The sequence below is a fragment of the Chryseobacterium soli genome (assembly GCF_000737705.1).
Lineage (GTDB): Bacteria > Bacteroidota > Bacteroidia > Flavobacteriales > Weeksellaceae > Chryseobacterium > Chryseobacterium soli.
Map to the genome: position 1 here is coordinate 1 of NZ_JPRH01000017.1, position 22,331 is coordinate 22,331.

23 protein-coding genes are annotated in these 22,331 nt (G+C 33.8%); 12 read left to right on the top strand and 11 right to left on the bottom strand.

Annotated features, from left to right (window positions below):
* Positions 1-188 precede the first annotated feature (188 nt).
* From IW15_RS21270 to IW15_RS21300, 8 genes are all read left to right on the top strand, one after another.
* On the top strand, positions 189-596 hold the full coding sequence (locus IW15_RS21270) for a hypothetical protein (protein WP_034715553.1): 408 nt from the start codon (positions 189-191) through the stop codon (positions 594-596).
* Positions 593-1,069 carry a hypothetical protein gene (locus IW15_RS21275; protein ID WP_034715555.1) on the top strand — a complete coding sequence of 159 codons (477 nt, stop codon included), beginning with the start codon at positions 593-595 and terminating at the stop codon, positions 1,067-1,069. The genes IW15_RS21270 and IW15_RS21275 overlap by 4 nt, the downstream gene beginning before the upstream one ends.
* Entirely contained in the window at positions 1,066-1,530 is a 465-nt protein-coding gene (locus IW15_RS21280; RefSeq protein ID WP_034715557.1) for a hypothetical protein, read from the top strand. Before IW15_RS21275 ends, IW15_RS21280 begins: the two co-directional genes overlap by 4 nt.
* Positions 1,531-1,713: 183 nt before the next feature.
* The gene (locus tag IW15_RS21285; RefSeq protein WP_034715558.1) at positions 1,714-2,253 is read left to right on the top strand and encodes a hypothetical protein; all 540 of its coding nucleotides are present in this window, start codon (positions 1,714-1,716) and stop codon (positions 2,251-2,253) included.
* Positions 2,254-2,268: 15 nt separating this feature from the next.
* Positions 2,269-2,445 (top strand): hypothetical protein, encoded by a 177-nt coding sequence (locus IW15_RS22910; RefSeq protein WP_165585237.1) that lies wholly within the window; start codon positions 2,269-2,271, stop codon positions 2,443-2,445.
* Entirely contained in the window at positions 2,446-2,916 is a 471-nt protein-coding gene (locus tag IW15_RS21290; protein ID WP_034715559.1) for a hypothetical protein, read from the top strand.
* Positions 2,888-3,439: a hypothetical protein gene (locus IW15_RS21295; RefSeq protein ID WP_051882282.1), complete on the top strand. Its 552-nt coding sequence runs from the start codon at positions 2,888-2,890 to the stop codon at positions 3,437-3,439. Before IW15_RS21290 ends, IW15_RS21295 begins: the two co-directional genes overlap by 29 nt.
* A gap of 628 nt (positions 3,440-4,067) precedes the next feature.
* Complete coding sequence (locus IW15_RS21300; RefSeq protein ID WP_034715560.1) at positions 4,068-4,616, top strand: DUF4468 domain-containing protein; 549 nt, start codon at positions 4,068-4,070, stop codon at positions 4,614-4,616.
* A gap of 259 nt (positions 4,617-4,875) precedes the next feature.
* Here IW15_RS21300 and IW15_RS21305 read toward each other — a convergent pair whose 3' ends face one another.
* The 7 genes from IW15_RS21305 to IW15_RS21335 all read right to left on the bottom strand — a co-directional run bounded on the left by IW15_RS21305 (position 4,876) and on the right by IW15_RS21335 (position 9,098).
* Positions 4,876-5,292: a cupin domain-containing protein gene (locus IW15_RS21305; protein WP_084681533.1), complete on the bottom strand. Its 417-nt coding sequence runs from the start codon at positions 5,290-5,292 to the stop codon at positions 4,876-4,878.
* Between the two features lie 489 nt (positions 5,293-5,781).
* Positions 5,782-6,117, bottom strand: a complete 336-nt coding sequence (locus tag IW15_RS21310; RefSeq protein WP_034715562.1) for a hypothetical protein — start codon at positions 6,115-6,117, stop codon at positions 5,782-5,784.
* Complete coding sequence (locus tag IW15_RS22915; RefSeq protein WP_034715564.1) at positions 6,089-6,271, bottom strand: hypothetical protein; 183 nt, start codon at positions 6,269-6,271, stop codon at positions 6,089-6,091. Before IW15_RS22915 ends, IW15_RS21310 begins: the two co-directional genes overlap by 29 nt.
* Before the next feature lie 21 nt (positions 6,272-6,292).
* Entirely contained in the window at positions 6,293-6,586 is a 294-nt protein-coding gene (locus tag IW15_RS21320) for a hypothetical protein (protein ID WP_034715567.1), read from the bottom strand.
* A complete protein-coding gene (locus tag IW15_RS21325) occupies positions 6,562-6,984 on the bottom strand; it encodes a hypothetical protein (RefSeq protein WP_034715569.1) in 423 nt (140 codons plus the stop codon). The genes IW15_RS21320 and IW15_RS21325 overlap by 25 nt, the downstream gene beginning before the upstream one ends.
* A gap of 81 nt (positions 6,985-7,065) precedes the next feature.
* Positions 7,066-7,338, bottom strand: coding sequence for a hypothetical protein (locus tag IW15_RS21330; RefSeq protein WP_131368615.1), 273 nt, complete (start codon positions 7,336-7,338; stop codon positions 7,066-7,068).
* A 293-nt stretch (positions 7,339-7,631) separates the two neighbouring features.
* The gene (locus IW15_RS21335; RefSeq protein WP_034715573.1) at positions 7,632-9,098 is read right to left on the bottom strand and encodes a hypothetical protein; all 1,467 of its coding nucleotides are present in this window, start codon (positions 9,096-9,098) and stop codon (positions 7,632-7,634) included.
* Positions 9,099-9,127: 29 nt separating this feature from the next.
* Between IW15_RS21335 and IW15_RS21340 the strand changes: the two genes are divergently transcribed.
* Entirely contained in the window at positions 9,128-9,412 is a 285-nt protein-coding gene (locus IW15_RS21340) for a hypothetical protein (RefSeq protein WP_034715575.1), read from the top strand.
* A 13-nt stretch (positions 9,413-9,425) separates the two neighbouring features.
* Here the strand turns inward: IW15_RS21340 and IW15_RS21345 are convergent, their stop codons facing one another.
* Positions 9,426-9,986, bottom strand: coding sequence for a hypothetical protein (locus tag IW15_RS21345; protein ID WP_131368616.1), 561 nt, complete (start codon positions 9,984-9,986; stop codon positions 9,426-9,428).
* A 279-nt stretch (positions 9,987-10,265) separates the two neighbouring features.
* On the opposite strand from IW15_RS21345, the gene IW15_RS22255 reads away from it, so the two are divergent.
* Together IW15_RS22255 and IW15_RS21355 are read left to right on the top strand one after the other, a co-directional pair.
* Positions 10,266-11,888 (top strand): helix-turn-helix domain-containing protein, encoded by a 1,623-nt coding sequence (locus IW15_RS22255; protein WP_051882285.1) that lies wholly within the window; start codon positions 10,266-10,268, stop codon positions 11,886-11,888.
* Positions 11,889-13,545: 1,657 nt separating this feature from the next.
* Entirely contained in the window at positions 13,546-15,240 is a 1,695-nt protein-coding gene (locus tag IW15_RS21355) for a recombinase family protein (protein ID WP_084681535.1), read from the top strand.
* Positions 15,241-15,442: 202 nt separating this feature from the next.
* Here the strand turns inward: IW15_RS21355 and cas2 are convergent, their stop codons facing one another.
* The 3 genes from cas2 to cas9 are packed head-to-tail and all read right to left on the bottom strand — an operon-like array spanning position 15,443 to position 20,913.
* Positions 15,443-15,781, bottom strand: coding sequence for a CRISPR-associated endonuclease Cas2 (gene cas2, locus IW15_RS21360; protein WP_034715579.1), 339 nt, complete (start codon positions 15,779-15,781; stop codon positions 15,443-15,445).
* Positions 15,778-16,671, bottom strand: a complete 894-nt coding sequence (cas1, locus tag IW15_RS21365) for a type II CRISPR-associated endonuclease Cas1 (protein ID WP_034715581.1) — start codon at positions 16,669-16,671, stop codon at positions 15,778-15,780. The genes cas2 and cas1 overlap by 4 nt, the downstream gene beginning before the upstream one ends.
* A gap of 15 nt (positions 16,672-16,686) precedes the next feature.
* Positions 16,687-20,913 carry a type II CRISPR RNA-guided endonuclease Cas9 gene (gene cas9, locus IW15_RS21370; RefSeq protein ID WP_034715583.1) on the bottom strand — a complete coding sequence of 1,409 codons (4,227 nt, stop codon included), beginning with the start codon at positions 20,911-20,913 and terminating at the stop codon, positions 16,687-16,689.
* Between the two features lie 665 nt (positions 20,914-21,578).
* Here cas9 and IW15_RS21375 point away from each other — a divergent pair.
* Positions 21,579-22,196, top strand: coding sequence for a helix-turn-helix transcriptional regulator (locus IW15_RS21375; RefSeq protein ID WP_084681537.1), 618 nt, complete (start codon positions 21,579-21,581; stop codon positions 22,194-22,196).
* Positions 22,197-22,331: the final 135 nt, after the last annotated feature.

Here is a 22,331-nt window from a genome sequence, read left to right on the forward strand (position 1 = left end):
GAAGATAGACTGATGAAATATTGTGAGCAGAATCAAATTGCTGTCAAAGGAATCTTCAGAGAAGATTTTTCAGCAAAGGACTTTAACCGGCCTGAATGGAAAAAAATTATTACAACTTTAAAAAATAACAAAAGACTTCATAAAATATACTATTCAGTAAGTGAGATCGATTAGTCGGAATATTGAATATGCTCATAAAATGCATTGGTATGGTGGCGATTTTATTGGCTGCCGGTGCTGTTTTTTTTATAATAAAAGGACCGCAATCAGGAGCCTATGTCTTCGCTGGAATTATGTTTCTATTCGCATGTGAATTCATTGCCAAAGTGGGCAGTACTGTTGTCATAGATCTGAACAGGAAGACAATCGTCCAAAAATCAGGGCTACTTTCATCTGGGCAGACGATTGAGTTTGGAGATATCAAAAGTTTTTCCATCAATAACAAGATTTACGCAGTCTTGTTGATTTCATCGGCCTATGCGATTATTGAGCATTCCAAAAAACAAAGAGGTCTTCTGTTAGGACAGAGTTTGATGAACACCAAAGTTACGGAAGCGTTACTTTTAGAAACCGAGGCGTTACTTGGTAGACGATGAAAGAACAACTGATGCATTGGCAGGGCGGTGACCTTGTTGTGACACCGAACCGTTGTTATAGCAAAAAAACGAAAGCCTTTTTCTTTGTAGGTTTACTACTGCTTGTGCTGGCTTTTTACCTGTCTATAAGGGTCGGCGATTTCTGGCAGATGCCCTTAATTCTGGGCGGATGCCTTACCGTTTCTGCAACGGTGTATGACCTGTTGGCTGTACGAAAGCAAATCTACATTCCTAAAGATGGAAGCATGATCAGCGTGCAAACCATTTTCGGAAAACGGGAAATCTGGAATAAACAGGAAGTAGAAATCGTTGGCAGGTCAGCAAATTATAAGCAGTTCATGGCCATCGCCCATAAAAGCAATCCATACGGAAGAGCCTATCAAATCAGCCCTTATCTAACCAAACGGAAAATAACGGCACTTTTTGAAAAGGAAATCCTGCCCATTATAATTAATCAATTAGACGCAAAATGATAATAAATTATAGATATCTCATTCCAGAGGGGAACGATTACAAAATAAAAAACTTCATTTCACTGCATCATGTCGTTTTTGTAGCATGGTGGCTTGCCGGAATTGCGATGACAGTGTACAGCACCTATCTGAAAACTGCAATGACGATTATTGCTTTTACTTCGTTAATATTAATACTGATGTTGCTAAAGTCATCCAAAAACAGGATAATACCCTCCGAAAAAATCATCAACATTGATACGGGAGTATGGAGAAAAGCGCCTATACAATATAGCTTTTCAGACTTTGACGGTTTTGAACTGCAAACAGTTTATTATTTGCGTATTCCATTAAATACAGAGCTTCATGGACGTTTTATTAATGCTAACGGGAAAATCAACCGTCATCTTTTGGGACAATCTTTCGGAAAAAGGTGCATGCAACAACTATGCAATGAATTAGAAGAGTTTCTTAAACCATAAATTGTCTACATGAAACAACTGGATAAAATAATCGTTTCTGAAAAATCTTTCGATAGTAAGATCTGATAATACTTAACTCAAAATTATTAAGTAATCACCCTAAATTAGAAGTTCTTACAATCGAAAATATATTTTCGGAACCAGAGATTTATAGGACAAAAATGCAACAATAATATTAAGAACATGAAAAAAACAATTTTAACATTAACATTTTTAGGAAGTTTAACCTTCTGCTTCGGGCAAAGTATCACCGGAAAGTATGAAGAATCTGCAATCATCGCCCCGGACAAGATCAGGAACATGATGAAGAGCGATGTTGTCATCACTAAGGACAATACCATGTCCAAAAAGATCTGGATCAGTAACCTTATAGGAAGCACCGCTTTTTATGCGATAAGAAATGCTGCAAATGATGAAAAAGAAGTTTACAACATTCCTCCGCAGAACATAGCTGGCTATGCTGTAAATATGGGTTGTGTTGTATTTGACAAAGAAGAGGAACAGGTTGTCATCGCCCTTAACGATAAGAGCAGTTGCACAAGAATGTCCCAATCAGGCTATGGCGATATTTCTGTAGTAAAGGACGGAGTTAAAGCCGGCGGAGTAACAGTGCGCACCAATGAAAAAACTTCTACGGGTACTACAAAAATGAATAAGAAACGTGTAAGCGTGAATACCAAAGAAGCTATTTATGGCGTGCAATATGTAGGCGTTAAAATATAAATAAGCATTAAAAATATGAAAAAAGCAATTGGTGTTATCCTAATCCTTATTGGGGTTGTATTAGCGATTATCCTTAAAATGGGCCCTGCTGAGGAAACCAGTTTTTTGTTTACCTATGGTGAGTGGCCACTGATAATCGGAACATTGGCAATACTTATCCCGGGTCTTATTATTTATAACAAAAACAGGTAAATGAAAAATTTTACAATAGAGGGAAACTTGTATAAGCTGAAACCCCAATGGGGAATGAATATACCATTGATCGGGGCTTTCATCATTCTCACAATCGTAGGCTTTGCGAAAATACCCGAATCCTCTTTTAAGTGGTGGATGCTGGGCATCAGTATCTTGCTGCTGATATCAGTTTTAAGCAGTTACCTGATTATAAATTTAGACCAGAAGGAAATACGCACAAAGATTGGATTTTTTGGGAGAGCAAGAATAATCTCGCTGGAGAGCCTGGAGGATTTTACAGTTCTTAAGACAAAGCATTACGGCATCCTTACTATCAATGTAAAGCTCCTTGCAAACTATGTCAACAGCAAAGGCAAAGATAAAACAACTGTGCTGGCACAAGCTTTTTTTGCCAGGCCGATACAGCATATCCTGAACGATGTAAACGAAATATTAGGTGATGAGTATCAAAGACAAACTGAAATTTGAAATTACCTCCCACAGCATTTCACTGCAGCCCAACCGAAAAATTGTTACCAATTTTATTTGGGATATGGTGGGTATGGTAGTGTTAATCCTTGTTTTTCTGGTGTTTAAAGAAAAAATTGGTGAAGGTGGTAGATTCTGTTATCTTGCAATCATTGCCTGCATTATTGCCCACCTATTGATAACTGTCCTTTTTCGGGTACCGGTGCGTTATATTTTTGATAAGGACGATAATGCGATCTATCGCGAAACTAAACCGTTTGGCAGACGACAACTAATGCTCTTAGACGAAGCAATAATATTTACCCGCACCGAGTCTGGAGATTGGTATTATTGCTTAGGAAAAAAGAAGAAACAGTTTCTGAAAAGCTATAAAGTCAGTCCAATATTCAGTAGCGGCAAAGCCTCGCAAAAACGTGCCGAAGAATATGAGGTGGAAATTTTAGCACCTATAATGGAATTATTACCACATATCCATAATCTGCAGACCACGCCATTTTCCCTTATTAATAAAAACAATTCTTAACTCTGGATGTTGCTTTGATTTAATGGAATTGTCGTAGTTCAAATGGAAAAATATTCCACGCAAAATTCTGTGCATTTTCTAGAGAATTAACCTCATAAAATCCTCCAATACTATTGGAACCAAAACATCACGAGATGGAAACAGGTACCTTAAATTGCTTCAATTGGAATAATGGCAATTGTAGCCACTTATTTTACTACACCAGGATGTTTTATAAATCAGAAATGATGCATTCGTAAAAGTATTATCAAATAATTTTCATCACCGACTCCTAAATAAAAGTATTTAATTTCGCATTTACTTAAATAAGCGCTCTTAAAATCAGCGTATATCCTAGAAATTCTCCTATTAAATTGACCTGTTATTACTAAGAAGACATATTGTTTTCAATGAGATTACTTTCTCATGAAGCCCTATATATCATTCATAAGTCTTATCGTTTGTATAGGTGCCTAAAATATTTTTTTATTTTTGTTGTGGTAACAAAGGAAAACTTACCAATAGATAATTAACCTCTTAAGGATATCCGCAATGATTTGCACAATCCAGAATCAAATTTAACAACAATAAATCTAAAAAACTATGAAAAAAAACGCTAAGTATCGCTATCCTTTTACTTCTCGCACAATTGAGCTTCGCTCAATATTTTAAACTGATACCCAAGGGCTTTGTCTCAAATGACAATAGTGATTTTACGGTAGTCAACGTACCGAATGCGAAACAAAAAGATTTATACAAGAATGTACTGAATGCCATTAACTCCATGTACAGCAATCCACAAAAAGGACTTAGTGTCGTTGAAGGTGAAAGTATTAGTATAACAGCGTACGAAAAGGAAGTTCTGCCTATAAAGCTTTCTAATGGGCTCGGAAAATCAATTCGTAAATATGATTTATCCTATAAACTAACCTTTCTTTTTAAAGATGGTAAGATTCGCATCAACAGTCCTGATTTTGAGGCTAGACGATATGTTGAAAGTACTTACAGAGGGGCAAGTGGTTGGACTGGGGATGAATGGGTCACGCTAAAACTGGTAAAAGTCGGAAAATCTAAATTATATCTTTTTGAAGATGATGGAAAAGTAAGATTTGAAGATGCATATTCTGGATTGAACAATCATTTTAATTCACTTTTAAAACAAATCATGGAGAAATCTCAAAATATAAATAACTGGTAAAAGATTGGGTGCCCAATCTATGTAAGCCTCTTAATATGATACGAGGTGATGAAGCCCATAGCAGAAAATTGCAACGAGGATAAGCAGGAAAAACCACAAAACATTGATCCCATTTCACCAAAAATATGTAATTAGCAATCAACTGGTTTACAGTTAATTTCCCTATGCTTTAAAATTGGTGGAATGGGGATCAATCAAACTGGTTTATGCAATACGTACATGCTTTTAAAATAAATGAGATCTATCAAATCCAAATGTTTTACTTAACAGCTTCTGCATACTGTTCATCGCTTACTGGCTCCAACCACTGATTTTCATTTGTTTGCGGATTGGCTGTTATGGCAATATGTGAAAACCACGAGTCAGGAGCCGCTCCATGCCAGTGCTCCACATTGGGAGCGATTTCAACAATGTCACCAGATTCAATACGGCGAGCCTTTTTTCCACGTTCCTGATAATAACCTGCTCCACCTACAGCGATGAGAATTTGTCCTCCGGTATGACTGTGCCAGTTGTTACGGCTGCCAGGCTCGAATGTTACATTGTTTATTGGAACATTAAGATCTTTATTTGCAGTAAGAGGTGCTAGCCACGATTTTCCGGAAAAATATTGTGCATAAGCGGTGTTTTCCTCTCCTGTAGGAAAATCACTGATTTTTGGGACTGCTGTTTCCATAATTTATTATTGTTTAGGGTTGCGACAAGAAGTATCCTATTTAAATACAGTTGCCGCGATTATTGTTTATAAATATTTCATCTAACATTTTTGCTTTCAAGCAAAAGTACAAATTTCCGAAAAGTGAACCATCCAAATGTATAGAAGTAACGGAAGTTAATACCATTTTCACTTATTTATAACCTTTCTCAATGCTTATCTCCATTCCGACATGCTTAACATCCTAAAGTAAGTTATTTTGCCCCCGAACTCAATTTATCTGCCAATTATTTCGGAGACCTTATTAAATGTATATTTCGGTGAAAGTGACCCCTCTGTTTCGGGCCAAACTGTCCACCAATTTGATTACCGGGAATGTTACTGCATCTCGCGTCCTGCAGTCCGCCATTACGCTAAATTTCCGATTGAAGAAATCGGAAGATATCGCTGTAATATGGTTTATTAACATTAACAGAGAATTGTTTATTTAATACAACATCGTACAATCCATCATCCCAAAAATATTCTTTTCCATTTTGCAACTGTATTTCTACTCAGTTTAAAATGGTTTGCCAACTTAGTATTGTTCAGTTTATGTTTTTTCTGGTAACCTAATATTTGTAGTATATCATCTTTGCAATAGGAATGGAGCTGCTGGTTTATTTTTGAGGACTCTGGTTTTGATTGCCCAAAGATCTTTTGGTTAAGATTGAGGATATCGATGGCAGATAAACGTTTTTTATCAAGCAGCGGCAAACATTTCTCGATTTTATCCGGAAATTTCTCAATCAAAATATCCTTATAAATAGCTTTATAATCAGGATAGGTATCTGGGTTTTGTTTCATTTTTTTTGTAATAAATTATATTGCAATTTTTAATATTATAGATGCAGATATCTCTTCCATATTCCGAATAATAATTATCTCCAAAAATTGAAAGCATTTCCCCTTTGGCTTTTCCTTTAAGTTTACCAGGGGTTTTAATTACGGCAATGTTCATTTGTGCTTTTGTAAATTGATATTAGAACTTTATCACCTTATATTCAGGAGTCTGACCTTCATAGTGGAATATATTTTTATATTCTTTCCAAAAAAAATATTGCCCTATCATAATATCCGCCACACAATCTTTTTTTAAAATAAATGCAATCTCGTCTTTGAAAATTCCCCAACGGTATTGGCTGTAAAACCAAATTTCATTATCAGAGCTTTTAAATGTTTTAACTGGTTTTCCCCATTCTTTCAAAACATCTGTACTTGATCTATGAAGGTAATCATCTACCAGACTTTTTAATTTTTGAATTTGCTTATCCATTTGTATAAAGTAGTTTTGGGAATTTTATATTTTATCATGACATCATCCTTTGTCATTTTGTTTAGTTCAATTTGTTCCAATATAAAATCTATGACCTCTTTGGTATAAAGGTTTTTTTTGAATTTCGGGAGAGAAGATTTCTTCACCTTTACATTATCGTTTGTCGTATTTGGTGGTGCATATAAAATCAAATGTTGAGAATATAATCTGAAAAAATCATACTCCAGAAGTTTACTCCACCTTAGCAAAATTTCAGAGTCAAGGCTTTTCGCATTATACATTTCTTCAATTTTTTCTTCCGTACATTTTAAAAAGTTACAGATACGGGAACTTTCTATCCCTCTTTCCGCAACTGCTCTGCTGATTAAAATTCCTATATGGATTTCCTTAAAATTCATTCTGTGTACTTTTAGGATTACGTTGGTCTTACTGCCGAGAAATAGAAGTACTAATATTTGGTAACTCTACATTAGTAGGATTCAGTACCGAAGCATTATTATAAAAGAATTAGCAGCAGTATATCCTGTGGTATATGGATAGAAGTTGTGGTTTCTGTCTGCTGCCGATAATGCTACTCCTCCTACATTCGGGATATTATTTGCACTGCTCGAATTATCTTTCCATGCTGTGGCAATAGCTCCCGAATCATTGGATTTCACCCAGAAATCTGGTGCAGTAAATCCTCCCGGAGATTGCCCAAATACATACAGCATGGGCAAAACTGTACATAATGTTAGTAGAATTTTTTTCATTGGTATATCTTTAATAGTTTTTTAATGATTTTTTTAATGATAATGAACATAAAAAAATTATCAATTCTGTGAAGCCTCAAAGACTAGGGTTTCCAAAAAGACCACACGAGTGTTTCATTTGTTTGTATTATTTAATCATTATATATTTCATCATGCTGATAGAGGAAGCCAAATTCTTCGACTGTTTCGCTGTGCTCCCAACTCAGGATAGCATTATACTATTATCCTGAGTGTCACGAAGCATTTCTTTGCATATTGAGAATACTCAAAATATCATCTTAGCGGCATGGGTGTTAAGCTTTACGGGTAACGGAAAGAAATATTTTCTTGAAACCACTTACCTCCATACACCACCATTTGAATTCATACCACCTATAGGTGTTGGCATCTACCTGTACCTGCACATTGGTAGTTTCTACTTCTGCGTTTGCTGTATTCCAGTACACAATATTATCGTTATCAACACTAAGCCATCCGGAAGTAACATTACCAGCCCATAGATTGGAAGTAAATGTATTTGCTGCAAAAGGGCATGGTGAGAGCGATTGGTTCAGAAGAGTTTTGTTTGAATTTACTACAGTGGCAAAGGATTGCAAACTAACCAATTGAGCAGTTGAGGCTGTATTGATTATTATCGGAACGTAATAGTTTGCATCGTATCCTAACAAATCGATCTGAATTCCATCTAACGAAGGCAAAGCCGTGAGCCCATTGGCAGTTGCGTAAGCTCCCAATCTGAAAGCACCACTACCTGCAGTTGCTGTTGCATTCGGCACAGAATATACAGCTGAAATAGTCTGTCCGACATTAATAGATCCTGTAGGTGGGGTTCCTCCCCCAGTAGTTGGTAATCCCGTTACGTATCCCAAAACACCGTTAGCATCTGCCACAACGGTTCGTGTTGCAGTAAATGTTTGATCCTGGCTTGCAGAAGCCGTACCTCCGGATGTTGTATTAATGGCATTAGTGATGCCGTTCAAAGGAAGTGTTCTTATTCTTGCTATACCGTTTACATCCAATTTTTCGCTTGCAAATCCTTGTGTGTTTATTCCGAAATTACCTGTAGGTGTTATGCGGGCTCTTTCTGTTCCGTTTGTATTTCCTGTATTTGTTATAAATGTTATAGGGGCAGGCTGTGTCGTAAATGATGTGCCTATACTTAATCCACGGGAATCACTGCCGACGATTATTTGTGACAATTGTTCAGGGTCTTGGAATAATTGCATATTAGAACTTACCCCGTCGCTGTTATTGTCATTTGACGTTAATGTTATGCTTGCTCTTTTACCTCCTGCTATACCTGTCTGACTAATCCCATTGTTCGGGAAAAATGAAGTAGACTGATTGGTTCCTAAGAAAGCAAGACTAAAACCATTCTGTGTTAGTGTACGTCCGCTTGTAAGAGTTCCGTTTGCATTGTAGATATTTACAGGAGCTGCTGCACCGTTGCCTACTTTCTGCCATACAGCACCGTCAAAATAGAAATAACCAATGCTGGTTACATTTACGGTTTGTCCTGCAGGTGCCGTGTCTGCGGTGGTTACATATACCAGTGTTCCTGTCTGGTCTGTGGTATAGGTTTTGGCTCTCAACTGCACTCCTGTAAGCCGTGGTGCGATGATACCGTCTAACGAACTGGTGTCGGTTGCTTTTCCTACAACATCCAGTGTTGCTTTTGGTGCGTCCGTATTGATACCCACCTGCGAGAATGCAATACCTGAAATTAATACTGCTCCTAAAAGGATAATGTTATTTTTCATTTTGTTTATGTGTTAAATTTTGTTTGTTATTGATTTTCTATATTCAACAGGTTTGGTACAGGCTGAAGGAAGCATCTCCTTGTCATGTTGAGCCTGCCACATCTCTTTTTTTATGTGGAGATCCTTCGATTCCGCTTCTGAACTTCGTTCGCAAATTTCAAAACAAGTTTCACTTGCTTTTCATTTGTACTCAGGATGACAATGCACGTCTTCACTTTGTCATGCTGACAGAGGAAGCATCTCTTTGTCATGTTGAGCCTGCTGAAACATCTTTTATTTTTTATGTTGAGATCCTTCAGCTTCGTTCAGGATGACAGTGTACTGTCTTTACAGCATGAGCTCCGGCGGAGGCCTTTGAAAATTTTGTAAAAAGTAATTACCGGAGAATGACCGGCTTTTATAGAAATTGATAAGAAAAATACCCGTAATTACGAGCAGTATGCTAAGAATCTTCACTTCATTTGCTAAGATGCATTTGAAGCTGAACGATGGGCCTGCGAAACTGGTACCCCTAAGTATCGGATGGCATAAATGCGTATCTGATTTTGGATTATTACTGAAGTTATAGGCGGTTTTTGGGGTTTGCCTAGTTTTAGCGATTTTACGTTCCGTTTTTTGGGACCGTATTTTTTTTACAGTCTTTGTTTTCTTACTATTTTTAGACTGATTTTGAGTTTTATTTATTTCCACAGTAATAATACGAAGATTCTCCAATCCGGAAACTGATATGCCTTCTGAAATTACTATTCTTGCATCTCCATCAATTTCCGTTCGGGTATAGGCTTCTTTCGGACTGTCAGCAGCCTGAATGATTTGGCATCCTGTCAATAACAAAAACAACAGAAAAAATCTTACCCTATCACAAGACAGGGAAGATTTTCGTTTCATCGTTATATTTTCAGAATTCATATCAGTGCATCATTGTATAATTAAACCTTCGAACATATCTGGCGGTCAATTGAAATAATGCTGCAATACTATCATTTTAAAGAGGCGCACACAAGATCCAAATCGGTATTATTCTGGAATAATACCGACCATAATATTTTACAAAAAACTAATTATCAATACATTACAATCAAACGTAATAATAATAGTCATTCTAACAATCATTATTGAAAAAGTGTCAAGTAGGTATTCATATCTTTGTTAAAATTATTTTATGATATGAAATATTTATTTTTTATCCTCTTATTTTTAATATCCGGTCCCGGTATAAAAGCACAAAATCTTCCGAAAACGGAAATCTCAATTATTGACAAGAAACTAGAAGATATAAGATTTAATACTAAAATTTCCGATGTAGAAAAAGAAAAAGATTTATATAAACTAAAATCTGAATCTGAAAAGATAGGATATAAATGGGGAATTTTAAAAAGCGGACGCCGCATCATAGAAATATATGAAAAGCAAAATAAAAATAAGGAGATTATAAAACTGGCCACTGAATTAAAAAAGATTGACGCGGGCCCGCAAGCAGATAGAACAATCGCAAATATCTATCGATCTAATGCATTAGCTTTAGGATATTTAGGTTTTGATGATGCCAGCATAAGAGACTTTAAAACATCAATAACATATGCAGAAAAAATTAATAATTCTAACATTAAAAATTATACTTTAGCACTTGTATACGAACAGATGACAATTTATTTTTTTAACAAAAGACTTGAAAATAAAAGATTCAAAGATTCGGTTATCAACTACCATAAAAAAAGTCTTGAGGCAGCTAAGCTCATCAAAGATGGAGATCAAGAAATCACAACTGAAAAAAAATACAGTCTTATTTCCTTTAATTATATCCGCTTAGGAATACTTTATCTGGAAGAAGCTGATAAACCCAAAAATATTCAAATTGCTGAAAAATACCTTACAAAAAGTCTAAACATTGTGAATAAGTATAATTTAGTTGAAGCTGATAAAGTACTTTTATTGAATCAGCTCAGTTGGTTATATTTAGAAAAAAAAGATTATCAAAAAACAATAGAATATGCAAAGATGGCATGGGATCTTGAAAGACAATTTCCTGATCCAAATAATAGAGTAGAATCTTTCGAATTTCTTGCTACTGCATATACTGAAATGGGAGATACTAATAACGCAAATATGTATATGAATAAATATTCTTATCTTAAAGATAGCATTAGAATTAGAGAAAAAAATAATACAGACAAGGCATATAACATATTACTTACAGACTCTATAAAAACTCAGGAGAAAAAGACCTACAATCAGTTTATATTAATTACAGGAATTGTTTTTATGGTAGCTGCACTCGCGTTATTTTCTTGGAGAAGACAAAACAGGCACTTTCATGAAAAATATGATACATTGGTTACTAAATTAAGCCATAAAGAAGGAGAAATCCAGACAAATGCAAATGCAAATGTAAAAAATAAAGAAACCAAGATTACCCAGCTTATAACAGACGACATTTCAAACTCGCTGCTTCAAAAACTTGAAAAATTTGAGAAATCTGAAAAATATCTTAGAAAGGATATTAGTATAGGCTGGCTTGCCCACCATCTTGACACCAATCTCAAATATCTGGCGGAAGGTATTAAAATACACAGAGATAATAGTTTTGCAGAATATATCAATAGGCTTAAAATCAATTATATTATTAACAAACTTTATGAAAACCCGAATTACAGGAAATATAAAATAAGCTACCTTGCTGAAGAATGCGGATATGCTACTCCTCGGGTATTTCTAAACGCTTTCAAAAAGGAAACAGGTATAACTCCTTCGTATTTTATTAAAGAGCTTCAAAATGAGAAAGTGTCATGATTCTTAACGATCACATGTAAAAAAAGGACATTTCTTGCTAAAGGTGTATACGGTCGAGAATTAATAATTTATGTGAGCCGAGCCTGTGATTTATCTGGAGTTACGGTTTGGTACTTTTTGCCTGTATTGCTGTGCGAATGATCTGTATGCTAATTGCCTGTTTTCTCAACAAAACACCTCGTGATAGAAATATATACCTTAAGCTACTTCTAATCGGAGTTATAGCCTCCTGGTTCAGCATCTGCGTGTTTATATAAAAGGCAGGTTTTATTTCTCGCTTTTAAACCCTTAGCTATTAAGTCCGAAACACTGATCAACTTCCATAAATTGATAAAATAAGCATAAAAAATGTTGACGCAAATGCCTGCGTCAACAGAGCGGCACATTATAACCACATTTCCTAATTTCTAGTACTATTTCTCCACATTCCTTAAAAACTATTCATTCAATCCAAACAAAATTTTGGAAATGGAACTGGAACGAATGTATTATAGTAGTCTATATTTTAAAGCATATAATTTGTACTAAAAATCAATACCACTAATATTGTCAATTCATATAATAAAAAGCTTCTTCCATTTTGCCACCGAGTTTCTGCTTAATCTAAAATGTTTTGCCAGCTGACGATTTACACCTATATGTACCAAAATTTTTAATTTAGCTACAAAATATGACATATCACAATTACACTTGAATTATCTCAAAATAAAACTATTCCAAAAATACTTTATACAGTGGTTCATTCAAGTACATAACTACCAAAAGTTATTAAAAATTATTATGATTCTTTACTATAACTGTTTCTAAAATAGGTTTTACAAGAGATACTGTAACTTATGCAATATTCATATCTGGTAACCCTCTAAACCTCACCCATGTGTTTTTTATGTGAAGTATAATGCTGACAATTTTTTATCAAATAATAGACTTCCACTACTGTACCTTTTAACGATAAAATTTAACAGATCAAGTCGATAAGGTCTAATTTTGGCGAGGGCGGCAATGTTAGACTACTGCATAACAAGGCACTTACAAAATTAATATATTTACGAAATTGAATGGTTAAACGAATATCGAACACATAATGCTGAATAATAGGGGTATTTTAAGGCCAATGCTTTTTTATTAAGGTAAATACTGAAAAAATCGAACACCTAATTACATAATCTTATTCAAATATAACACACTGAAAATCAATACATGGAGCCTATAAAAAAAGGAGACATTTAAATATAAACGTCTCCTTAAGCGGATGGGCGGGAGGCCTGTCGAACTCCTTATACCATTTCTATTATTTCTAAATGGAATTAAATAGCTAAAAAACTAGTTGCAATTAAATATATAAATTTCACGGATACTAAAAACTATATTTTTATCAGTATCAGTACTTGATGATTTTTTTGAATTTTTGATCTGAAATGAAATCAATCTAAATTATCGAAAACCTTATGGGATTAATATAAAATACTATGTTGAAAAATATAATAAGAACCATTATTGGAGATAACCCAGGTAAAATTGATGTTTTGTTCAGTTCAAAGATGTTTAGATACCCTCCTATACTCCACCTTAAATACTCATTTTTACAATCTTTTTGATCTTATTTCAAATAAAACAATACTCTTAAAACGTTGATACTACATAAACTATAGATTTTATGAAATCAGCGTATTTATATGTCAGAGTCAGTACTGATGAACAAATGAGAAATGGCTATTCTCTCCCAGAACAAGAAGATAGACTGATGAAATATTGTGAGCAGAATCAAATTGCTGTCAAAGGAATCTTCAGAGAAGATTTTTCAGCAAAGGACTTTAACCGGCCTGAATGGAAAAAAATTATTACAACTTTAAAAAGTAACAAAAAAAGACCTTCAGAAAATATACTATTCATTAAATGGGATCGCTTTAGTCGGAATATCGAATATGCTTATCAAATGCTTGGTATCTTAAGAGCATTAAACACCAAGCCATTCGCTATTGACCAGCCAATCGATTTTGATGTGCCTGAAAGCATCGTTATGCTTGCAATATACTTGTCAATACCCGAAGCCGAAAACAATAGGAGGGGTAGAAACGCGTCTGATGGAATGCGTAGGGCTCGAAAAATGGGGAGATGGCCAGGAAGAGCTCCAATGGGATATATAAACCAGTCAACACTAGAAGGCAGAAAAATCATGAGCCCTAAACAACCACAGGCAGATTTAATTAAATGGGCTTTTGAGCAGTTTGCAACTGGTACATATTCGATCAATCAGGTTAGAATGATGACTGTTCATAAGGGTTTACAATGTAGTAAGAATAATTTTTGGAAGATATTGCATAATCCTATTTATTGTGGAGTAATTACGGTTAAAGCAATTAAAGATGAAGTTGTTCAATTTGTAAAAGCAATCCATGAACCTATCATATCTGAAGATCTTTTCAGAACAGTCCAGCTCCTGCTCAAAAGCAGACGCAAACAGAATGAAGCAAAGTTTCAAACAAAGTTCTTATTCCCACTTAGAGGATTCTTAGTTTGTCCTTTTTGTGGACGACGATTTACGGGAAGCACTTCACAGGGCAAACTTGCAAAATACAGATATTACCATTGTACCACTTCGAAATGCAAAGGCAGATATAGAGCAGATATTTTGGAAGCTTCGTATGAAAACTACTTAAAAAGAATTACTCTCCTTCCCAACGTGTACGAGCTTTTTAATCTTGTATTGGAAGAAGAAAATATATTCTCTGCAAGAAGGCAGTCATTGAATGAAAGAAAAGCCGTTCTTGTAGAAATTTCCCAGCATAAGGAGTTCATATCAAAAGCAAGAAGATACTTACTTGCTGGAAAAATAGACTTTGATGATTTTAGGGATACAAAAAAAGAACATAATCAAATTATGCACTACTTAAATGATAGGTTACAACATCTTACACAGAAACTGATCGGAGATAATTCTGAACTTGCAGATATATGGTCAGATAATGGAATTAGTATTTTTCAATCCTATAGCACCCAAGATTATGTAGGTAAAAGGTTCATCGTAAGTATGTTTACACCTTCAGAAATAACTATATCAAAAGGAAATTTCAAATCCTTACAAATAAATCCAATTCTAAAAAAAATTATAATGCATGACGGCATAGTCAAAAAAGAAATTGATAAACCATTAAAAATTATTGAAAAAAGTATCAATCGAATTACAAAATCTTTTTCAGGACGAATGGTCTCCACTAATCAGGCATTAAAAATATTAAGGCATAATGGAATACGCGTTAATGAAGATGAAACAGTCATTATCTTGGATTTTCTATATATGTTAGCTGCTTCTTTCAAGAAGGCTGATACTGTAAATGAAACGCCGAATTGAATGGTTAATATTGAACAAATCATAATAAGTTGCTCTCAAAAATTATTACCTTCATGATTAGTCACAGCTTAATACTTTGGCAGCACAGGGAACTGCATGTTGTGAATTGCTTTCAAAAATTATTACCTTCGTGATTAGTCACAACCTCAAAAAACAATCTATTGACAATCAGTAGATTGTTTTTATTTTTAGAATTTAAAATTTAGAATAATTCAAGTTGCTGAAAGGTTGGAGGTGGCTCTTCTTTATTTCTGGCAAAGAAGATTTCAATATCGCCAAATTGCTTGTCGGTAATACTCATTATTGCAACTTTTCCAGCTTTAGGAAGCATAAATTTCACTCTTTTAATATGTACTTCTGCATTTTCCCGACTCGGACAGTGGCGAACATACATTGAAAACTGAAACAATGTAAATCCGTCATCAATCAAAGCTTTTCGGAAGCGATTTGCATCCTTCATATTAGCCTTAGTTTCAGTTGGTAAATCATATAATACTAAAACCCACATAATTCGGTAAGCATTAAACCTTTCGGTATTCATACTAATTCAGGATAAGAAATCAGACGTTTTTCTCCAGTATAACATTTATAAAGCGAGCTCGCTGTGATTTTTACAGCTACCAAAAGTGGTCTTTTTTTCCCGTCAATATTTACATCTCTTGTTGCAATCTGCAGGATATGAGCCTTAAAATCTTTTGCAAGCTCATCCTTATCAGAATTTACTTCAAGCCACTGCATCACCAACAAGTCTACAAACGGTCGATAAGGCTCCATCAAATCATCAGCAAGGCAGTAAGGATTGTATTTATTTTTATGAAAAATTCCCAATACAGGAAGTAGTCCCGTTTCCACTATAGCTCTTGCAACAATACTTCTCAGTACTGCATAGCCAAAGTTGAAGAACTGATTGGGAGAATCTCCAAAACGTTGTCTGAGAAAATCAAGACTAATTAAGTATTTCCAATAATGTTGGGCCGCGATACCTTCCATATTGGTAATATCTCCACTTTTCACGTTGTTTTGATAATCAATCATTGGTTCATAATAATTCCCCAACCTCATCAAAATATTTTTCTGATTTTCAATTTTACATTCAATCGTCTGCTTCCAAAGCTGTTTTTTGAGTGGTTCACTTGCTTCCAATTGATCTTTTACTCTATCCGAATGTTCGGTATGTCCGTATAGCGGCAACATGATCCCGTGTGGTAAATGATGAGTATCGCAACTTACCACTACCACATTATTACCCATCATTTTCTGAATAAGATTATGAGAAATGGTGATTTGAAAATGATCCAACATCAAAAGTCCTAAATCTTCCACAGGCACACTCCCTTTTTCCGTTTTGGTTTCAGGACACAGGATTTTCATCTGTTCGTCTTTGAGCTTCAGATACGCAGGACTTCCGATATAGATTGAGCGTGTAATCATGATTCAAATTTTAATTTAATATTCTCCTACCTGTACAATTTTGCCTAAATGATTAAGCCTAACTTTAACGATTGTTTTCATAAAATCTTTACTGTAAAAGTCTAAATAAGAATAATTTCTTAATTCTTTTTTTACATCAACTGATGTTTCTAAATGATGTCTAAACCAAAACCCTGACTTCGAAAGCTCCCCAAACTTCTGTACTCTAAACAAATTCTTAGCAATCAGTTTTAAATTCTTTTCATCATATAAATCAATTTCTTTAGGATTAAAATCTTCTGATGGAAATAAGAACATTTCATTTTGTTTCATTGTGAATAAAAACTTCCATCCCAAACCAGCGTTATAATCTTTATTTACAACAGAGAGTCCTTGATTTACCCTTTCAACAGCTTCATAGAAGCTTACCACCCTTTCCTGTAAGTTTCCTTTTGCATCTTCATAAATAGCGGCGTGATGGTTATTCCCTGTACTTACAAAATCAACAGGCATTCTATCACCCTTTTTATCTAAGATTTCCTTTCCCAGATGATCTTTTTTATAGTGCAACGCTTCCACATTGCTCATTCCGGTAATCGTAACCGTTTTTATTGCAATTCCTTTGGATTTGTTCAGCCAAATAGGATTTTTCTCTAAATCTGAAAATGCTTCTTTTGAATTTCCGTTAAACTTTCGCAATCTATCAGTTAAAACAGCACGAATCTTTTCATCCGTTACTTTGTCTATGTTTTTATAATCTTTAAAATTATCCGGGTTCACCGGTTTTCTTATGGTATATATCATTTCATACCAGGCTAAAGTCACACTTTCAGGTATTTGCAGCGTTTTTTCTTCATCAAGATATATCGGATTTTTTGAAATCACATTTTTACCTGTAAATGCCTTTTTAGAATCTTCCCCAAATTCTCTTAGTCTTTGCAATAAAGCATTTTTATACTTTTCATTCTGAACTTTATTAATCGTTTCTAAATCGAACTTTCCTGAAATTTTTTCATCTTTAGTTTTAAGAAATTTAGAACTTCCATAAATGGTTTCCTTATGAAGCTGTCCTCTTGGAGTAAGCTCAGTTTTTGCAACCACACTCCCCTTTTTCTTAATCTTATTTATATTTTTAGTAACAACTTTATTTTTTGCTTTATGTGAAATCAATATTTCATCCAAATGTTTTTTGGCATCCACTCTGAAATTATTAATTGGCTCTATAAATCTTCTCTGCTTTGCACCATTTTTCTTCTCAAATACTTTAGTAATTAAATTTTCAATATTTGATATTACTTTATGCTGCTTATGATCTTCATCTTTTCTCGCGTTGAGATAATTAAGGTACTGAATATGATTATGTGTAGTGAAAGCAACTGTGAGAGCATCCATTGCATGATGACGGTGGTCATTTCTTTTGGACCAATCTATAATTCGTTCTTTTTCTTCACCTTTAGAGTTTAGTAAAGTTTCCGTTAAACCTAATTTTTTATATTTATCCAAATTAAGCTCTTTCATCGTATTCACCAGATTCCAGTCTTCACGCAGTTTATCGGTGATTTTACCTGAAGTAGAAATAACAGAATGAGTAATTCCAAAAAGTATTTCTTTGGCTTTTTTGGCTATATATTGGGTATCGCGTAAATCTCTTTCAATAAAACCTTCGCCAATATCACTACCCTTTTTCTGGAGTTTTTCATATTTAGCTTTTGTTATTTCACCTTTATCATAAAGATTTTTGATAATATTGAGAAATTTTTCTAATTTTTGCTTGTCTTCATTTTCCAGATAATCAAATGCAGTCTGATTTGCTTTTTTAAGATTTGCACCTCTCGGAACCAAAACCTTATTAGAAAAGCTATCATCAAAAAATCGCGATTGCGGAATAATATGGTCTATATCATATTTATTTGTGAAAAGTTCCTCTCTTTTAATCTGAACATCTGTATATAAATCTTTATAGCCGTTATTTGCCAGTTCCAAATATAATTTATATCGAATAATATCGTTTCGAGATGGAACAGGAATATCAAATTCTTTTTTTAAAATCTCCGCATACTTTTGGTGAAGTAAAGTTGCCTTACCTATTTCTGAAGTCATATTTGCCCTTTCTTCAGCATTTTTTTTGAGCTCTCTGGCCAATTCTATTCTTACTTCATCTATTGTTCCATATTCTTCAACGGCTTCATTTACTAAATTTATCATTTGATTCAAAATCTTTTCTACAACGGGATTTCGCAATGAATTTTTAGGAAAAACTTCTAACTTCTCTTTCAGAACTCTTTTTGCTAAATCTTCTTTGGTATATGAATTTGAATGATTATAACCTGCCATTGCAGTTGCAGAAAGAATATTATCTTCTTTTGATTTCTTAGCAAATGACAAACCTGCTTTTAAATGGGGAATGATTTTTCGCATTGCTTTCGTGCTTAAATTTCCATAATCCAGAGGAAATCCAATATTGCTCAGTATTTTGGAATGCTCTTTCTTGAAACCAAACTTTTTCTCCAGAAGCTCATACAGTTTTTCATTTCCGGACTGAGAATCATCACCTTCATAAGAATAAAGTAAATGCCAAAATTGATAAGAAGCTTGTTTTTCAAAATCTTTCCCTTCAAGTTCAGGGTTAAAATCTAAAATAGATGTATTAATTCCTATTTCGGAAAATTTTTCTTTAACAAAATCCTTTATTTTACTTGCAGAACAGGCAATCTTCGAAACATAAAGATCATCATCACCATTCAATTTAAATTCTTTTGGAAGTTCAAATTCTTCGTCAGCAATTATTTTTAAATAAGCATTATACAGATTTTCGTTGGTATTATTTCCTTCAATATCTTTAAAATTGGGATTCCATTCTTTACCTGAATATCCCAATAAATCTAAAACTGCTTTCGCAGAAATTCTTCCTTTTATATTGACTTCATTAAAAATTGATTCTTTAAAATCTAAATCAATTGGAAATATTTCTTTAGACTCAATATTCTGAAACTGCAAATTATTAAGAATCTGCCAGATTTTAAACTCCTGAAACAATGGTGAAGATTTCGGAGCTACTTTTAATCCAACTGTTTTCTTCTTAATTTTTCCGTTCTCTTTAATTTCAATCTCTCGGTTTTCAAACTCACAAATACTTATCAATCCTTTCTGAGACTTTAGTTTTCTTTGATAGAAAATGATAATATCACGGATTTCTTCTTTCAGTTCTTTCGTTAATGTTGTATGATATTTGGATTGGGTTTCCCATATTTTTTCAAATTCATCCAAATAATCCTGACGATAAAAAACCTGATTTTTGAGTTTCGTATGAGGATTCTCTTTAATTTGATTGTACAGGTATTCTCCAACCGTCTGATTATTGAAATACAGTTCTTTACTTCTATCACTAATCGCTCCCAAATATCCGCTGGAATTATAAATATTACTATTAATCTCCTGAAAAACAACTGCTAATTTTTCATAGTCAAGCTGTTTTTTCACAGCATCACTTCTCCAAGAATATTTCTCCAGTTTTTTCTCCTGCAAAGTTCCCGTTTGCTTGATACCGACTAGTGAAAAAGGTATTTCTAAAGTCTTCCAGGTGGCATTTTTATTTTTCCCTTGTAATTCTTTATAAAGATTATCACTAAAATTTTCCGGATAAAACTGTTTTTGAAAATTCCAGATTTTATCAAATTCCGACTGTAAATCCGAACGATAAAAATCGGGTAACTGTTTCTTACTCTCTTTTAAAAGTTGATAAGAATATTCTCCGGGAGTCAGCTTTTCATCATATAATTTTTTGGCAATAAACATCCCGTCGATAATCTGTCCTTCATCTTCATTTTTGGCTTTACGACTGCTTTTATACCCTCTTTTTTTATTAATTAAAAGGAAAATTCTGGCCAATTCAGATAATTCTACTTTTTGTTTAGCAGATTTAGCCCGTATTTCCTGTGTCTGGAATGTTGAATTCTTTCCAACTTCTGCAAGCAAATCAGCTTGTTTCAGAATGTTATTTTTTTGTAAAATATCAATAAGATGAAATCTCCTTAGTTTAAATCTCTGCAGATTTCTTCTCGCGCCTCTTGCTAAAGTTCTTCCCGCATTAGTTGTTATAGGCTTTCCTTTTTCAAAATTGATTTGCTCGTCAACAGTAAGCGGATTAACACGAACCCCTAATTTTATAATCTTATTATTCTTTGGATTTTCAATATCCTCGTTAATAAGTGCCCAACCGATTGATGAAACTCCTACATCTAAACCCAATATATTTTTAGTCATTACTTTTAGTTTTTTGATACTTTATAAAAGTAATAATTAAAAATTTATTCAAATTGTGGATTTCCGTAAATCAGTAATGATTTTTTGACTTATATTTGTATTAATAATTTTGAAAAGCAATTCACAATAAGGATTTTTCCGTTGTGAAAACATTTAGAGCCTCGACTATCTTCGGGGCATTTTTTTATTTAAAGATTGTGTAGTCTTGAAAATAATGATAAAAAAAAGAGTCATTATTATGAATCATCATCCAATTATGCAAAATATAATCCGCGATACTACAGCCCAAGTTTTAAATTAATTATAGTGGAGGAATCGCTAAAGTAAAATCTTTATTGGAAATACTTTCTTTATTGGAAACGTTATTATGAAAATCATTGATAAGGCTCAAAAAATCAAATAAAGTAATTCTGATCGAAATAGGATTATTATCAAACTCGCTAAAAAATCACGCTTACAAACTTTAACAATTTTAAATAACCTTTTAAATCATATAATAATGTTTAATATAAAGTTGGTATTGTTGCAACACTACTGTTCCAAAGTTATAATCATAGGCATAATATCTTTAGCTACTGGTGTACCATATAATTTGTAAAAACTTTACGATAGCTGTTATTCAGGGAAAAGGACTAAGCATAAAGCATCAAAATCAGATTAAAACAATGCCAGAAGGCGTTTACTTCTGTGGTCAGATCACCGAGACGATGTATATTGATATTCATTCAGACACAAAAGCTATAATGATCCAGCTTTTTCCCTGGACACCTGCACATTTTGGAATTTCAAATGCCAAGATCTTTACTGATAAGATTTGTTCCATTAGTGAAATAGGGGTAGTCCCAGTATCGGATTTAACTGCAATGATTGGATTAGGCAGTGAAAAAATATGCAGCTATATTACAAAAGCTTTTTACCCTTTGTTTAGGAATACCATAAAAACTGCTTTGATTATTGAAAGCACACAAATGATTATTGCCAATAAAGGAAATATAAAAGTTTCATCAATTGCATCTTCTTTAAACTGTTCAGTACGTCATCTGCAAAAAATTTTTAAAAATTACATAGGAATAAGCCCCAAGGTATTCATTCGCATCATAAAATTACGGGAAGTGCTTGATAATATTGTCTACCCAGATACCAGCTCCATAACAATGACACAGCTAGCTGCAGCAAATGGCTATTATGACCAGCCGCACTTTAATAATACGTTTGCATCTGTAATAAGGACAACGCCTAAAAATTTCAACAAAGCAGATTATCTGCTAACACTAAAAAAATAATTTCCTGTTCGCATTTATACAATCATAATTCAAAATCTAGAAGTAACTTCGGCACATTACAATGAATATAATATGAATTATAAAATCAGACATTCAGACCGGTCTATACTATCTCAAAACCGAAAAGATCAAGGA

What these genes read in the sequence shown, in the direction of transcription:
- IW15_RS21345 (WP_131368616.1), bottom strand. Translation starts at nt 9,986, where the DNA reads ATGAAACGAAAATCTTCCCTGTCTTGTGATAGGGTAAGATTTTTTCTG.
- IW15_RS21325 (WP_034715569.1), bottom strand. Translation starts at nt 6,984, where the DNA reads ATGAATTTTAAGGAAATCCATATAGGAATTTTAATCAGCAGAGCAGTT.
- IW15_RS21280 (WP_034715557.1), top strand. Translation starts at nt 1,066, where the DNA reads ATGATAATAAATTATAGATATCTCATTCCAGAGGGGAACGATTACAAA.
- cas1 (WP_034715581.1), bottom strand. Translation starts at nt 16,671, where the DNA reads ATGATTACACGCTCAATCTATATCGGAAGTCCTGCGTATCTGAAGCTC.
- IW15_RS21275 (WP_034715555.1), top strand. Translation starts at nt 593, where the DNA reads ATGAAAGAACAACTGATGCATTGGCAGGGCGGTGACCTTGTTGTGACA.
- IW15_RS21375 (WP_084681537.1), top strand. Translation starts at nt 21,579, where the DNA reads ATGCCAGAAGGCGTTTACTTCTGTGGTCAGATCACCGAGACGATGTAT.
- IW15_RS22915 (WP_034715564.1), bottom strand. Translation starts at nt 6,271, where the DNA reads ATGAACATTGCCGTAATTAAAACCCCTGGTAAACTTAAAGGAAAAGCC.
- IW15_RS21305 (WP_084681533.1), bottom strand. Translation starts at nt 5,292, where the DNA reads ATGGAAACAGCAGTCCCAAAAATCAGTGATTTTCCTACAGGAGAGGAA.
- cas2 (WP_034715579.1), bottom strand. Translation starts at nt 15,781, where the DNA reads ATGAATACCGAAAGGTTTAATGCTTACCGAATTATGTGGGTTTTAGTA.
- IW15_RS21335 (WP_034715573.1), bottom strand. Translation starts at nt 9,098, where the DNA reads ATGAAAAATAACATTATCCTTTTAGGAGCAGTATTAATTTCAGGTATT.
- IW15_RS21285 (WP_034715558.1), top strand. Translation starts at nt 1,714, where the DNA reads ATGAAAAAAACAATTTTAACATTAACATTTTTAGGAAGTTTAACCTTC.
- IW15_RS21320 (WP_034715567.1), bottom strand. Translation starts at nt 6,586, where the DNA reads ATGGATAAGCAAATTCAAAAATTAAAAAGTCTGGTAGATGATTACCTT.
- IW15_RS22255 (WP_051882285.1), top strand. Translation starts at nt 10,266, where the DNA reads ATGAAATATTTATTTTTTATCCTCTTATTTTTAATATCCGGTCCCGGT.
- IW15_RS21330 (WP_131368615.1), bottom strand. Translation starts at nt 7,338, where the DNA reads ATGAAAAAAATTCTACTAACATTATGTACAGTTTTGCCCATGCTGTAT.
- IW15_RS21270 (WP_034715553.1), top strand. Translation starts at nt 189, where the DNA reads ATGCTCATAAAATGCATTGGTATGGTGGCGATTTTATTGGCTGCCGGT.
- IW15_RS22910 (WP_165585237.1), top strand. Translation starts at nt 2,269, where the DNA reads ATGAAAAAAGCAATTGGTGTTATCCTAATCCTTATTGGGGTTGTATTA.
- IW15_RS21295 (WP_051882282.1), top strand. Translation starts at nt 2,888, where the DNA reads ATGAGTATCAAAGACAAACTGAAATTTGAAATTACCTCCCACAGCATT.
- IW15_RS21310 (WP_034715562.1), bottom strand. Translation starts at nt 6,117, where the DNA reads ATGAAACAAAACCCAGATACCTATCCTGATTATAAAGCTATTTATAAG.
- IW15_RS21290 (WP_034715559.1), top strand. Translation starts at nt 2,446, where the DNA reads ATGAAAAATTTTACAATAGAGGGAAACTTGTATAAGCTGAAACCCCAA.
- cas9 (WP_034715583.1), bottom strand. Translation starts at nt 20,913, where the DNA reads ATGACTAAAAATATATTGGGTTTAGATGTAGGAGTTTCATCAATCGGT.
- IW15_RS21355 (WP_084681535.1), top strand. Translation starts at nt 13,546, where the DNA reads ATGAAATCAGCGTATTTATATGTCAGAGTCAGTACTGATGAACAAATG.